Origin of the sequence: Winogradskyella bathintestinalis, from assembly GCF_030407435.1 — a bacterium.
Classification (GTDB): Bacteria; Bacteroidota; Bacteroidia; order Flavobacteriales; family Flavobacteriaceae; genus Winogradskyella; species Winogradskyella bathintestinalis.
Genome location: NZ_JASDDK010000001.1, coordinates 296,873 through 311,012 on the forward strand (window position 1 = coordinate 296,873; position 14,140 = coordinate 311,012).

Annotated in this window: 17 protein-coding genes; 5 read left to right on the forward strand and 12 right to left on the reverse strand. The window is 36.0% G+C overall.

The features are described from left to right. Positions 1 to 2 precede the first annotated feature (2 nt). The gene (locus QMA06_RS01090; RefSeq protein ID WP_076547085.1) at positions 3 to 1,373 is read left to right on the forward strand and encodes an RNA-binding domain-containing protein; all 1,371 of its coding nucleotides are present in this window, start codon (positions 3 to 5) and stop codon (positions 1,371 to 1,373) included. Positions 1,374 to 1,381: 8 nt separating this feature from the next. Here the strand turns inward: QMA06_RS01090 and QMA06_RS01095 are convergent, their stop codons facing one another. The 8 genes from QMA06_RS01095 to QMA06_RS01135 form a co-directional block, all read right to left on the reverse strand. Beyond that, positions 1,382 to 1,753, reverse strand: a complete 372-nt coding sequence (locus QMA06_RS01095; RefSeq protein ID WP_076547086.1) for a hypothetical protein — start codon at positions 1,751 to 1,753, stop codon at positions 1,382 to 1,384. A 6-nt stretch (positions 1,754 to 1,759) separates the two neighbouring features. Beyond that, entirely contained in the window at positions 1,760 to 2,593 is an 834-nt protein-coding gene (locus tag QMA06_RS01100) for a DUF4138 domain-containing protein (protein ID WP_076547087.1), read from the reverse strand. A 31-nt stretch (positions 2,594 to 2,624) separates the two neighbouring features. Further along, positions 2,625 to 3,554 (reverse strand): conjugative transposon protein TraM, encoded by a 930-nt coding sequence (gene traM, locus QMA06_RS01105; protein ID WP_076547088.1) that lies wholly within the window; start codon positions 3,552 to 3,554, stop codon positions 2,625 to 2,627. Positions 3,555 to 3,585: 31 nt separating this feature from the next. Then, positions 3,586 to 4,200 (reverse strand): conjugal transfer protein TraK, encoded by a 615-nt coding sequence (locus tag QMA06_RS01110; protein WP_076547089.1) that lies wholly within the window; start codon positions 4,198 to 4,200, stop codon positions 3,586 to 3,588. A gap of 20 nt (positions 4,201 to 4,220) precedes the next feature. Next, entirely contained in the window at positions 4,221 to 5,063 is an 843-nt protein-coding gene (locus QMA06_RS01115) for a hypothetical protein (RefSeq protein ID WP_076547090.1), read from the reverse strand. Positions 5,064 to 5,065: 2 nt separating this feature from the next. Then, positions 5,066 to 5,647 carry a conjugal transfer protein gene (locus QMA06_RS01120; RefSeq protein ID WP_290205036.1) on the reverse strand — a complete coding sequence of 194 codons (582 nt, stop codon included), beginning with the start codon at positions 5,645 to 5,647 and terminating at the stop codon, positions 5,066 to 5,068. Positions 5,648 to 5,651: 4 nt separating this feature from the next. Then, the gene (locus QMA06_RS01125; RefSeq protein ID WP_076547092.1) at positions 5,652 to 8,054 is read right to left on the reverse strand and encodes a TraG family conjugative transposon ATPase; all 2,403 of its coding nucleotides are present in this window, start codon (positions 8,052 to 8,054) and stop codon (positions 5,652 to 5,654) included. A 270-nt stretch (positions 8,055 to 8,324) separates the two neighbouring features. Then, positions 8,325 to 8,612 carry a hypothetical protein gene (locus QMA06_RS01135; RefSeq protein ID WP_031428457.1) on the reverse strand — a complete coding sequence of 96 codons (288 nt, stop codon included), beginning with the start codon at positions 8,610 to 8,612 and terminating at the stop codon, positions 8,325 to 8,327. 189 nt (positions 8,613 to 8,801) lie between these two features. Between QMA06_RS01135 and QMA06_RS01140 the strand changes: the two genes are divergently transcribed. The 4 genes from QMA06_RS01140 to QMA06_RS01155 all read left to right on the forward strand — a co-directional run bounded on the left by QMA06_RS01140 (position 8,802) and on the right by QMA06_RS01155 (position 10,862). Continuing rightward, positions 8,802 to 9,431, forward strand: a complete 630-nt coding sequence (locus QMA06_RS01140; protein WP_076547094.1) for an N-acetylmuramoyl-L-alanine amidase family protein — start codon at positions 8,802 to 8,804, stop codon at positions 9,429 to 9,431. Between the two features lie 237 nt (positions 9,432 to 9,668). After that, positions 9,669 to 10,040, forward strand: a complete 372-nt coding sequence (locus QMA06_RS01145; RefSeq protein ID WP_076547095.1) for an ArsR/SmtB family transcription factor — start codon at positions 9,669 to 9,671, stop codon at positions 10,038 to 10,040. Positions 10,041 to 10,050: 10 nt separating this feature from the next. Further along, entirely contained in the window at positions 10,051 to 10,656 is a 606-nt protein-coding gene (gene merTP / locus QMA06_RS01150) for a mercuric transport protein MerTP (RefSeq protein WP_076547096.1), read from the forward strand. Then, complete coding sequence (locus tag QMA06_RS01155; RefSeq protein WP_076547097.1) at positions 10,656 to 10,862, forward strand: GDCCVxC domain-containing (seleno)protein; 207 nt, start codon at positions 10,656 to 10,658, stop codon at positions 10,860 to 10,862. The genes merTP and QMA06_RS01155 overlap by 1 nt, the downstream gene beginning before the upstream one ends. A gap of 64 nt (positions 10,863 to 10,926) precedes the next feature. On the opposite strand, the gene QMA06_RS01160 is transcribed toward QMA06_RS01155, so the two are convergent. From QMA06_RS01160 to QMA06_RS01175, 4 genes are all read right to left on the reverse strand, one after another. Beyond that, entirely contained in the window at positions 10,927 to 11,589 is a 663-nt protein-coding gene (locus QMA06_RS01160) for a DEAD/DEAH box helicase family protein (protein ID WP_076547098.1), read from the reverse strand. Beyond that, entirely contained in the window at positions 11,573 to 12,325 is a 753-nt protein-coding gene (locus tag QMA06_RS01165; RefSeq protein WP_076547099.1) for a hypothetical protein, read from the reverse strand. The genes QMA06_RS01160 and QMA06_RS01165 overlap by 17 nt, the downstream gene beginning before the upstream one ends. A gap of 3 nt (positions 12,326 to 12,328) precedes the next feature. Next, complete coding sequence (locus QMA06_RS01170; RefSeq protein WP_076547100.1) at positions 12,329 to 12,613, reverse strand: helix-turn-helix domain-containing protein; 285 nt, start codon at positions 12,611 to 12,613, stop codon at positions 12,329 to 12,331. Between the two features lie 277 nt (positions 12,614 to 12,890). Then, a complete protein-coding gene (locus tag QMA06_RS01175; protein WP_027126739.1) occupies positions 12,891 to 13,742 on the reverse strand; it encodes an RteC domain-containing protein in 852 nt (283 codons plus the stop codon). Positions 13,743 to 14,140 lie beyond the last annotated feature (398 nt).

Below are 14,140 nucleotides of genomic sequence, written 5' to 3' on the forward strand. Positions count from 1 at the left end.
TAATGACCGAAACAAACCGCATAGAATACAAACGAGAATTGTCTGATGGACTTGAAAAAGAGGTCATCGCTTTTCTAAACTATCGCGAAGGTGGCATTATATATATTGGCATCGATAAGGATGGAAATACTTACGGATTGGCAGATTCTGATAGCGACCAGTTAAAGATTAAGGATAGATTAAAAAACAACATCCGCCCTTCCGCCCTTGGTCTGTTTGATATTGTGAGTGAGGAAAGGAATAGTAAGAACATTCTAAAAATCATAGTGGCCAGCGGTCCAGAAAAACCATATCATCTTAAAAAATACGGGATGAGCGAAAAGGGCTGTTTTATTCGTTTAGGTTCAGCAGCTGAACCGATGCCACAAAAAATGATTGACGAGCTCTTTGCCAAACGTACCCGAAATTCCATCAGCAAGATTAAAGCAGGACGGCAGGATTTAGGCTTCGGACAGCTAAAAATTTACTACGAAGAATCTGGGTACACCCTTGGTAAACCATTTGCCAAGAACTTGGAACTACTTACTGAAGATGGTGCTTTTAATTATGCCGGCTATCTCTTGGCAGATAAGAATAACACATCAATTAAAGTCGCTAAATATTCGGGTATAACCAGAACAGACTTAATAGAAAGCAACGAATACGGTCACGAATGTTTGGTTAAGGCTACCAAACAAGTGATAGATAAAATTGCGGTCGAGAACAGAACAACCACAAAAATTACAGCCAAAGAAAGACAACAAGCCAATCTTTGGCATCCCATCGCCTTGCGTGAAGCCATCATAAATGCGTTTGTGCATAATGATTACACAAATGAGATTACCCCAAAGTTTGAAATCTTTACCGATAGAATCGAAATCACATCGGCTGGTGGTCTTCCGGAAGGATTGAGCAAGCAAGAATTTTTTGAAGGCTTTTCAGTCCCACGAAACAAGGAACTGATGCGAATTTTTAAAGATTTAGAACTGGTTGAACAATTAGGTTCTGGCATTCCTCGTATTTTAGAACACTACGGAAAAGAGAGTTTTAGTTTTTCAGATAACTTTCTTAGAATGACTTTTATTGCTAAAGAAGCTGTTGTTGAAGAAGGTGGTCAAACAGGTGGTGTAAAGGGTGGTCAAGAAGGTGGTGTAATAGGTGGTGCAATAGGTGGTGTAATTGATTCAACTGAAGCTCTAACTAGAAGACAAAAAGAAGTGCTTAAACTTATTGCAACCAATACTACTATTACTTATACTGAAATAGCTGAAGCTTTAGGTATCAATGAATCCCCTGTGGGCAAACATATAAACGCACTAAAAACTAAAGGCTTTTTAATACGTCACGGTGGCACGCAAGGCTATTGGGAAATTAATCTCAAAAACAATCAGTAAAAGTCCTTTTAAAAAGGAGATTTGTCCTTTGAGCCTCTCGCATCCGCCAGCCACTTGCCATTTTGCTTAACCAGTTTAAAAAGGCCTGGTGTCTTATCATAGGCTGTCGTATATTTTACCCAAGCCACATCACCCATAATGGTATCCTGCAAAACAGTAAAGTTTGAATCATCCTTTACCGTCGCATTAAACATATTTATAGTATTCATATAATTAGAATATGCCTGTGGTGTTGAGTTGGCTTTTAAAGCTTCCTCATCCTTTTCATAAAAGCTTTCAATAACAATCTGGGCTGTAGCACTTGGCCCAGAAACTTTAGTATCAGAATCGGCACAAGAAAGGAACAACAGTACGAGTGAGAAAACAATAATTTTTTTCATAATATTTTAATTTGGGTTATTGATATATCTATGTGATATTTTCATTTCTATATTGCGTTCGCCATCTTTCTCGTTCAATTCTAAAATCGCCCTACGGTCATTAGATAATGAAAATTTGGGCAATACATAAACGAAGCGAACCGTCTCACTTTTTGCAATTTTTGAAGGCAGATTGTGTTTGTACGTTGGTTCTTGATACAGGCGTTGTAACGATTTTCTTTTCCCTTTTTGTCTTGTTTCAATCGAAAGGTTCAAGAAATTCAAATCGTAATCCAAAGTAGAATTATTCTCAATCTGGATAACGAAGTAGAGTTCTTTCTTATCAAAAACAATATTCTCAACACTCAAAACGATACCTTCATTTCGCTTTTTAATTCGACCTATACGCTGGTTTCTGTTAAGAAGATACGAGCAGAATTTTTGGTAGTAATACGTTCTATTATCTACACGTTCTTCAGAGGATTCAGCAAGAATCGAATCGACCTTAATCGGTTTCTCATTCCCTATACTATTAGATAACGGAATGAAATAATTGAGCTTAGATAGCTGTTTTTTATATCTTACAATATACGAAAAAATTGAACCATTTCTATTGACTACCAGTAGATTACTTTCTTTGCCAGGCTTTGCTTGAAGAAGTCCAAAATACTGTTCTTTTTCACGGTTGTAGGTAAAAACAAAATTATCTGAACCGGTTATACCTTGCCGAATAGGTTCAGGGAAGAATAATGCAACGTTTTTGGTGTCGTTGGCATATATGGTATCGAGGACTGTAGTTGTTTGCGCTTTCGCGAAAGCGAAACTTAAAACAAGAGTGGAAATTATGATATACTTTTTCATAAGAGTGTGTTTTTAAATGCCCATTATGGGCTCATAATTTAGGTTTTAGAATTAATTTATAATTATTCAATACCGTAACTTTTACGTTTCGGTTGTTACGTCTGAGTACTTTGGATATACCACCAACTTGTGGTACGGTGGGAATGTTGATATCGCCAATAATATCGTCCAAGACTTCGGTGGTGGCTTCAGCTCGAAAATTGTTCTCGACATAAATGCCCTCACTACCATCTGACAAATCGAATGCTTTGAGTTTAGTAGGATGGTGCTTTATATTTTCAATTTCAATTAAAGCTCGATTGGGCTGAAAGCTGATAAACCCAAAAATTGGTGTGTTATTCGGCATCTGCTTACCATTTATTATTGCAGGTTTGGTAAGGCGCATTCGTAATCTGGTATTCGCTTTGACTATTTGGTCGCCATCTACTACTACGTAAATTGTTTCATCAGTATTACCGATGATTGAAAACTCGTTGGGTTTTGGCGATGCGGCAAAGAACAATTGATGTTCTAAGCCTAATTCTTTGGCTTCAATTTTTTGTTCTCGTTTGATTTCTGATGAATCGATTTGTTTTGTGCTTTTTTGAGCAACTTTTCTCTGTCCCAGATTTTGATAGCGTTTTTCAGAATATCGAATTTTGCCAGCATCGTAAATACTATCCACAATACGTTCTTTTTCACGTTCGGGCAAATCTGGGTCGTAAAAGCCCAACGAGTCTATAAGCTTTTCATCATAGATGCTGGGTGCGTTATTTTCACGCACTTCCTTTAAATCATTGATGGCATCCAGTTTAGAATCGTACTCTTTTTGGTTTTCCTCTAAATCGGGAATTAATGTTTGTTGTAGGCTTTCGTTCTCGCTATCATCATCGCCCATTACCATTACGGAATAGGAAATAAGGAATATGAAAATCACCGCCAATACTGCTGCAAATACTATTTTGTTCTTTTCTACTTTCATAATCTTGGTTTTTTAAATGCCGATTTTCGGCTCAACTATCATCATTCAGTTTTTTTAAAGTGTTTTCGAAGTAATTTGTAATTAGAAGTCCGTGCGGATTGTTGGGAAAGTTTCGGTCAACCATAATCAGGTTTCCAGTTGAAAACAGTTCGTAGGTGTCAATTATTGAACCTCTGTTAATTTCAAAAATGGTGGTGGTTGTAAAACTATACGAGCCATTATTTTCGTTTATCCTTGAGTCAATACTCAATACTTTTTGAACCAATGAATACTGAAGCAACCTGTTGTAAACACCATCGGCTTTTTTCTGGCGGTAAAGATTGTCCACAGAACTATTGCCTAACCAAAGTGCTTTTTCCAAATTCCTTTCATAGTTACTGGCATCGATGTTATAGAAGTAATTGTGGAACAGTTCTAAATGTGCCAGAGCTTCGACTCTAAAATTCTCTTTTTGAGTTACGAGCTTCAGGGGAATTATACTGCCATCTGTATTGATGGCAAAAGCACTATTGAGCGCTTTTTGATTTGTATTGAATACCATCCAAACTGAAAAGGTACTGGACAGTAAGGCACAGACAACAACTGCCAAAACGATAAACCGATTCAATTTTAGGACGTTATAAATATTCTTGTATGGTGTTTTCATATTCTTATTTTTAATCTGCCTTAGGCAGTAAACAATCGGAGTGTAAAGGACGTTGCTCGTTTGTACAATTTGAATTTCAGGAAAACAATAAATGCAACAGAACCTAATTGAACCACAGGCGCAAAAAAGCCTTGACCTGTATCGGTACCAAATAAGTTAACCCAAAAATTGGTGTTGATTTCCGTATAAATAGCGTTAACAAATACATTGACTAAAAAGAATGCCGGCACTAACATATATACAGCAGCATACAACTTGAAGAATGTATAAGCAAGTGAACGGAATTTTTCAAATACTGCAAGGCTAATGACCAAAGGGAAGAACGCTTGCATTATCCCCAAAAGGAAAAAACGCTCTGCCAAGAATAGCGGATAGATGAACAAATCCAATATCCAGAGTATTGTACTTAAAATGAAAGCTAATATCTTGAACCCATATAAGGGTGTTACCAAGGCCTCATACAAAAGCGTCATTGCTGAACTCGCAGCATCAAAAAGACTTACATCTTCCTCTAACGGAATATCCTGCATCTGTAATGGCAATAATGCAGGTGCAGTCCCTCGATATTGACTTTCGATGGCCACTAAAATTCCATCGAAAAACCCTAATACCTGCGTTGAGAATATGACCAGAATAACAATAGCAAAATTCTTTGCCAGTTCACCAGGACTCAATCCCCAAGTGTACCCGTCTTTGTCCGCAATACCTTCATTGTACTTTTTAAGGATGTTGACCAGAAAGAACAGGACAGCAAGCGTTTTCATTCCGGCAATAGTATATTGCGAGAAGCTACTGTTCTGAATGGTCTGAAATACCGTATCGATATATTCCAATCCAATTCCTAAAAGTATGGTTGCGGTCATTTTTAATATCCTGTTTCGCGGTTATTTACTTTATCCTGCATTTTTCTGAATGAAATGATATCACGATAGCGTTTCGTTTTTGTAGTGATGGTAGAAACCATTTGCTTTGATTCCAGTTCTTTTTCTTTCAAAATTGCGGCACGCTCTGCATCGCTCATTTTTAGATAGTCGCTTGATAGAACTTCATCAATAAAATCTACCGTGTCCAATGAATTTTGAACTATAGCATCAAACGATTCCATAACCCTGCTTACTTCATCTGGCTTTATATAAGGCGAGTTTAAAATGTCCTGTAAATCATTTTGCATTACCTGAATAAGGCGTTGATTGTTGTCTGCAATTTCTTGAACTGCTCTAAGTTGCTGAACCACATTTGAAACCTTTTCGATGGCCTCTTTTACATCTTTTAAGAATTTTACAGACTTAATCATTTGAGCAGTCTGTTTACCCGATTCAATCAGTTGTTTTACCAAGCTGATAAAATTGGTATTGTCATAAGTGGGCATTCCTTGGGCAGTAGCGTTGCCCGACATAAATAAGGTCAATGCTACTGTCATTACTAAAATTTTGAATTTTGTCTTCATAATGTTATGTTTTAGATGTGAATTGAATTATTGCTTTTTCCATATCGTGATGCTCGTTGTAGAGCTTTATTATTTCTTCGTTTTCCTGTCCGTCGGTTAAGTAAGCCGCATAGACTTCCTTCGGAACTTCAAGACGGAAGATGTTACTTTCCCTACCGATTTTAATGAACATTTCGGTGTACTTCCGTGGCCCGGAAAGGTTGTTTTTGATGGACTTTAATTGGTTTAAATCGTGGCTTGAAAGATTAAGGCGTTTGACCAATTCGGCATAGCCTTTTTCGTTGTTAAGGCTGTAAATGACCTGTGTATTTTCAAGGATGCTTGCAGATGTTGAATTGTTGGGAAGTTGATTGATGGATTGAAGAATGATACCAATAGCACCGTTCTGTTTACGGATGGCTTGATAATAGAATTCTACGCTTTCAAGAACGTTCTCGAACTTCAGTTGCTTGGCAAACTCGTCAAATAGGATGATACCTTTTTCAGCCCTATTTTTCCAAATGGTTCTTTGGATGGCTGACTTAATCAGCTTCAACATTACGGACAGGATTTCCTTATTGTCTTTGACTTCATCGAGTTCAAAAACAATCAAACGTTTGTCCTCTATTTTATAGGTTTGGTCTTCACTCACTTCAAACAGAAAACTATATAGACCATCGCCGACATATTCGGACATTACGTGCAAAAAGCTGGTAACGTTGAAGTAGTCGGGATGGATTTTTAGGGTGTCAAGAAGATCCTCTTGATTCCTTTCTATAAAATTGTAAAATCCTTCGAGCGAATGATTTTCTGAAATGCTATTGTAATAATGACGCAATATTTTTTTGACTGAAACCGACTGTGCTTTAGTAACCTTTAAATCTGAAGCGAACAGCTCAAAAAGGAAAACAGACAAATCTTCCAATCGTTCAGGTGTCAGATCATTTGTATCACTTATATAAAAAGGATTGATGCCAAGATTTTTTCCACTTTCGTACCGAAGTACCGTATATTTTTCAGGATATAGTTTGGCAAATTTAGTGTACGAGCCACCCAAGTCGATAATGACCAGACGAACACCACTTTCAAAGTATTGGCGTAAAATATTATTGGCTAAAAAGGATTTACCCTCGCCCGTTGGTGCGAAAATGGCAAAATTCCGAGCCTTGATACGTTTTTTTCGCTCGTCCCAAACATCTTTTAGAACAGGAATATTATGCTCTCTATCATTGAAGATGATTCCGGTAGTATCAGATTTGTAATTGGTATTATTGATGAATAGGCATAATGCGTGTTTTAAATCGGTAACATATAAATCGTTGTTCGAGAAATTGGACGAAAAACAGCAGTAACTGTTTAATATATAATTCTTGCGCTCTTCGCCTCTCGGATAGTATGGAATAATATCCAGTTCCTTAAATTCAGTTTTAATTTTTGAAGTTATTTTGTCTAGGTCTTTGGCTTCTTTAGACCAATACACAATATTGAGATGACCACGAATAATCCGTGCATTGTCATCGGCATTGATTTGGTCAAGAATATGTTGGATTTTCCCCAAAACCACTTTGTTCTGTGAACCGAAATTGGAACTCTTGTTAAGTTCCTCGACTTTCTTGTCGAGCAGCTTGCGCCACTTTTGTTTGTCGTCGAGATATAAAATCTGATTGACAATGTGGTTTTCGTTAAGCGTAAGCCCTAAGCCATCAATAAACCCTTGATGAAACACAAAATCGTCAGATGTGAATTTCTCATTGGTTTTGCTACTCTGTACACTTTCGCCAAAGCACAGTTCGCTATTGATGGCAAGGGCATCAAAATGGTTTTCGCCAATATTGACGCTTTTCTTATCTAATAGAATGTCGGTATCGAAGCCTTCGTTGAAGCCATTGAAATAGCCATTTGTGAGTTTCTGAATCCCTTCCGCTTTAAGCGGAAGGAATGCCATCTTTCGGCTATTATTGATAAAGGAAACAGAATCGCTTACAGAGTTTACAAAACTCTTAATGTTATCGTCCAGTTCCTGTACAATTCCCTTTGAAATTTTTCTAAAGGGATTGACATATTTTGAATTGTTGAGCGCTTTGTTTTTGGTCAAGATGAAAAACAAATAGCACTTGTGCTCAATATGTCCACGACCTTTAAAATGCTCGTGCGTTGCTTTTTCTAAAAATGTTTTATTCGGAAGCTGTTCAGAAGAATAGGATTTCTTCAGGTATATATCCTGTTTATGAACCACAGTTCCCACAGGCAGCGATTTCAAAGCCTGAAACCAAGCACCGTGCATATCTTCAAAGTCCTTTTCGGAAAGCGAATAAATTTCAGGTAGATTCCCTGTATAGCACAAGACCACATTGCCATTATTGGCAAAGACGATATTGTCCTGAATATCTACGATGGGCTGATATGCCGAAAGGTTAATCTTATTCATAGTTAAAACCTGAATTTCTTTTGTTACTTATAATTTTTGGAAAAGCGTTGGCTGTTTGAAAAATCTGTGGGTTGTGGCTAATTCTTGTCAAAGCCACATAGAGCGCAGCGTTAAAAACGAGAATACCTATAATCATCACGAAGCTGAAAGAGAAAATTACTATGAGCAATGAGGCCAATATGGAAACTATCATTAAGGCAAACAGGGAAATGGGGAAGCCAAAAATGACTGCCCGTTTCCTAATGTTTTTATAGACCTCGAACCGCTTCATTATACAACGATTCCAATTAGGTAAGTGAAGATGCCGACTACTGCGCCAGCTATCAAAACAAATACAAGTACTCTGGTAATACCCTTTTTTAGGTCAGCATTTTCCCCAAAGAAATGCCCTGCATTAAACAGGAAACCGATGAGGAAAATGACCCCTAATATGATTGGAAAAATGGTTCGGATGGTGTTGGAAACATCATCGACCGAATCTTCGATTCCCCCAATTTGTGCAAAAAGTGATGTTGAGAGCAACGACAAAAAAGTTGCCAAATAGATTGATTTTTTCATAACGTAACAGTTTAAATTTTTGTGTTGTTTTCGTTATTGGAAATTTACATATATTTATTTACAAATACCTGATAATCAAATATTTGTGAACAAAATATTATTTGATTTTGTTTGAATTCCTTTGTTATTATTTGATATCAAATTCTATGACTTTTGGAAGTTGAATTGTTAATAACCCTAAAATTGAAAATGAAAAAAGTGCTCAAAAACGTCAGTTTTATGATTTTGCTCTTGAAAATGTGTATCATTTTTGGACAGGAAACAGCCATTCAAAAAAGAATACTAATTGACGTTGGACACGGTGGAAAAGATTCTGGTGCGATAGGTGTAAATGGCATCCTAGAAAAAGATGTTGTACTCAATATTGCAAGTGCGATTTTGAAGCTAAATAACAAGTTGGATAAGCCTTTGGATATTTATTTGACCAGGTACAGCGATACACTTATTTCACTATCAGATAGAACCAAACTTGCCAAAGCTCTAAAAGCTGATTTATTTTTGTCGTTGCATTGCAATCATTCGGATAATCCGAATGCTAGGGGTGTTGAAGTTTACGTGACAAATGCAGAATCCAAATATTCAGATGATTCTACTTGGTTTGCTTTTCAAGTGCAAGCCGCACTTAATAAAGAATTGGGATATGAAAGTAGAGGTGTCAAGTTTGCAAATTTTCAGGTACTTCGAGAAACGGTTGATGTTTGCACTTCTGTACTTATAGAATTAGGGTTTTTGAGTAATAAAGATGAAGGCAACTATATTTCAAATTCTAACAATATCCAATTGATTGCCACAGCCATTTTGTTATCTATACAAAACTAATACTATTATGAAAGACCTATTTTTAGAATTAACAAAGAGTTTAAAAGCGATTGTAATCCAATTTATTTCTGAAGTGATTTTCTTATATAAGTCTTTCAGAAATTAGATTATTTCCGCATAACACCCGCTATCTTATTTAAGACAACCAACTAAAAGTTAGAGCAGAATATAATTTAATATTTAAGTATTTGCTTAAATAAGTAATTACTTTTACCTTTGCTCGTCTAAAGCATTAATATGAAATTAGAAATATCCTGTACAAGAGCTGAGGCTGACCATAAGCAATTACTAAACTGTAGAACTACCATTGATGGTATGGCTAATGGTTTCGACAAAATATCGAAACTACTATCTATTTCAGGTAATGAAGTGCGCTTAAAAGTTCTATTTCTTTTAAATATGGAAAAAGAATTATGCCCTTGTGATTTAGCTGATATTTTAGGTATGAGTGTTCCTGCCGTTTCTCAGCATATACGAAAAATGAAAGATGCAGGTATTATAAGCTCAAGGAGAGAAGGGCAAACCTTATACTATTCATTGAATGAGGATGAGACGGATATTCTGAATAGTATATTTAAGTCAATCAAATTAGAAAGAAAAACAGCATAAATTTTTAATTATGAGTACAGAAAAAACATCAAAAAATGTAGCATATACAGGTTTGTTTGCTGCAATAGCAGCGTCATCTTGTTGCATACCACCAGTTATTGCATTAATTGCTGGAATTGGAGGGAGTGCATCCGCTTTATCTTGGATGGAACCTTTTAGACCCTATTTAATTGGTGTCGCTATCATAGCAATTGGTTATGCGTGGTATGATTATCTAAAACCTAAAAAAGCAGATGATTGCTGTGAAATAGATGCAAAGCCAAAGTGGTTTCAAACTAAAGGGTTTTTAATAGGAATTACATTATTTGCGGCTATCTCAATAAGCTTTCCATACTACTCTCATATTTTTTATCCAGTTAATAAAAAAGAAGTGGTTATAGTGAATCAATCCAATATTCAAACGGTAAATTTTGATGTAAAAGGGATGACTTGTGCTTCTTGCGAACAACACATTACGCACGCTGTTAATGAATTAGAGGGTATTGTAAATGTAAATGCTTCCTATGAAAAAGCTAACGCAAAAGTAGAATTCGATAATTCGAAAACTACTAAAGAGGATATAGAAAAAGCAATTAATTCTACAGGCTATAAAGTAACCTACAAAGAAGAAAACTAATGGAAGTCCAATTAAAATCAGAAATTACCTGCCCAAACTGCGGACATAAAAAAGTAGAGGATATGCCAACAAAAGCTTGTCAGTTTTTCTACGAATGTGAGAATTGTAAAACGGTTCTAAAACCAAATGAAGGGGATTGCTGTGTTTATTGCAGTTATGGGACAGTTTCTTGTCCACCAATTCAAGAAAACAACAGTTGTTGTTAAGTAAATAGGTTTTAAATGACCATCCATTAAACAAGCGCCAATTTGAAAAATAGTATTCTAAAATTTACTTCCGCTTATCCCCAGCTTTTGTATCAAAAGCAATCAAATTAAACAGTTCGCGCATTCTACTACGAACACGGTTTCCATACCGTTCTTCCAGTTCTTCAGCATTTAGGTTTGTAGTAGCGTGGGTTTTGACTTTGTGTTTGGTCTCAAGGTAAAGTTCGTATCGGGAAAGTAATACTTCGCCCATCACATTCAAATCTTTACCATAGAATCGTCCTGCAGGTTCAATGCCTAAATCATCAAAGCAGTAGAATTTGGTGCTGCCATAATCCTCAATGGTTTTAAAGCCTAGATGGTTAAAGCTAAAAGCAACATTCCTGCACGGAATCATTTCATAAGGTCGTTGCATTGGCACGATATATCGCAATAGTTTCATCAAAGTGGTCTTTCCACATCCCACAGGCCCGGATAGAAGAATACCCTTGTTAGTGTCGATATCATCTTTCAGGCAATTTTCTTTGTCCTTGATGAAATAGTGACATAGTTTGCGGATGATAACCGTGTCCTCATCATAGATTCTAAATTGTTTGCCAAAGAGCAACTTTCCCTTTGCATCCAAATAAATCAGGATTTTATCAAAATCGTATAACACGCTTTTACCATCAAACTTTCCAAGCGAATATTCCACGCCACCTTCGGTAATTTTAGAGGGGTTGTCCATAATCTTTGTTTTTAGTGGTACGCAAGTTGTCCTTAATATGGGACGGTTGCTTTGTGTTTGGTTTGTTTTCCTCATTGAATAATTCAGTTCTGTCCATCCAGTTTTTAGCCAAAGCTTGCCAATCTCGTATCGGTTTTCCGTCGCTTGTTTTCCAATCGTTCGATTCGTAGTGGTCGAAGAATTTTTTTCCTTCATCAGCATCAAAACCTTTTTCTTCAAAAAAAATAAAAACGGCCTGCCTGCCCTTTGGTTGTTTTATATTGTTTACTTGTTTGGTATTGTTTATAGTAGATACCAATGCTTGTCCACTCACGGGACGGTGCGAGTCCATTACTTGTCCATTTGTGGTATGGTGTTGGTACACTACTGGTTCATTTCTGGGATGGTAGTGTCCCGCAAGTTGTTCTAATATGGGACTGTACCGTCCCACATCAGGCTCATCACTTGTCCCAATTATGGCCATCTTGATTTTACTGCCTTTGTAAGGATTGTTGGAAGGGAAGTATGATAGATAATTCCAAGAGTCCAAATCCGTAACGCATCTGTGATAGGTTGATTTAGAACCAATTTTGGCAGCCCTCATTAAATCTCTGCGGTTCACATAAAATTCGTCCGCAAATCGGCTACTATTCCATTCTTGAAATAATGCCATATACAGGGTTATGTGCGTGGGATTGAGGCGGTCATCAAAATAGAACGTTGAAAAAGCCGCATTGAGTAGCTTTATATAGTTCATCGCTTAAGAATTTATGCTGTGTTGAACGCGGTTGGCGTTCATCACATTTTGGATTTCCTCTGCATCATAGTAAATGATTCCGCCAACTTTTGTGTAGGGCAACGTACCATTGATACGCAGATTTTGAAGTGTTCCTGGACTTACTTGTAGTAAATCCATAACCTCGGAAGATTTAAGATATTTCTTCAGTTTTCCAGTAGCTTGCTTGGAAAGAAGGTTTTTGATGTCATCGAGCAATTCCATTTTGAATTCCCGAAGGTCGTCTGTAGTAATTATTGATGTCGGCATAATAGAACGGTTTTAATAGTAAGAGACTATCGCATCGCTGTCAAGTAATTTGATAGCCCCTGACCTGATTTGACTTTCGTTCTACAAAATTGGGGTAGTTTGCTGGATTTTATTCACAAGTTAGGCCTACTTGGGTGTTTTTCTTCTCTCATTTTCAATGTAATACAATAGAGGGTTTTGGTACTTCTTCAGAAAAAATACCCTATCTAAAAACCACCAAATAAAATGAGATTTTCCATAAAACAAGAAACACCCAAGTTGAAGCATCTTGGGTGTTTTATTTTACGTTATCAGTATCATCCATCCGTTTGGTCAACTGCTTTTTCAGAATATCCAAAAATTTGGTTCTGCCATTTTTACGCATCCGTATTTCCAAAAAAGCTCTGTAATAATCGCCCAAGTCCACTTTAAATGTTTTTTCAACAAAATAGGCAATATCTTTAATGTCAACAGTACCATTATTAATGACATCTGTACTGTGCAAAGCGTATATCAGTTCAATTAAATATATTTTGTGGGCTGTCCAGGTAATTTTGGTTTTACTTTGTAACAATCTTAAACTTGCATAATTTCCATTATTCTCCAATTTATCAATTTCCCGTTTTAAGTGTACAATCAAAAGGTCGTAGGCTAAAATTGAGGCCACGGTACTATCGTGGCTTGTTGCAAATTCTTCATCAACAAAAAAGTGAAATGAGTCTGGGAACAACCGAATATCTGCCTTGCCTCTTAAAAAATATTGCTCATCAAATACAGTAGCTTCCCTGCGGTAATAATGGTAAAAATCAAGATTGTCGTTAAAGTAGGTTTGAAGTTTCTCAATATAATTGTTCAAATACTTTACTTGCGATTTATTGCTTCCCCTGGGTCTTTTACTTTCAATGTTAAATAATTTTACGTAATAAATAAGTTTGCTATAAATTTTTGGTTTAGTACATTTAAAGAAATGAATTTCCTCTAATTTGGTTTCAAATTCATAATCAACTACGATACTTCTAACTGATTTAAGGGTCTGTTTTGCAAGTTTAATCCCTTTTTCAGCTTTGAGTAAAATATCTTGTTCTTCTATTTCAAGAATATCTAATTTATTGTCTAATTTTTTTAATATATCGTCGTAATTTGTCGTCATTCATTCTGGGTATCATTATTTTCACTTAATCTTCTGCAATAACGTTGCATTTAAAATTGTAATTAATTAAATAGATATAAAGTACTTTAGGAATTGCAAGAACAGTACAAAGAAGATTAACACAATAACAACGATTAGAATACTAATCCAAATTATTTTATCTTTTTTGGTAATACTATTTTTTACAGAGGGTACTTTATTGCTTTTTTTATTTCGTCTATTCCGTCTATTTTCCGACATAGAATATCATTTTTACTATATATCAATCATTTCCACTTCAATTTTTGTAGCCACACAAACCACTTGGAATATTTTATTATCTTAATTCATTAATGCTTATGAATATTTCCTTTTAGCACAAAAAAATAAAGCAGAAATGCGGCTATTACCATAAGGAT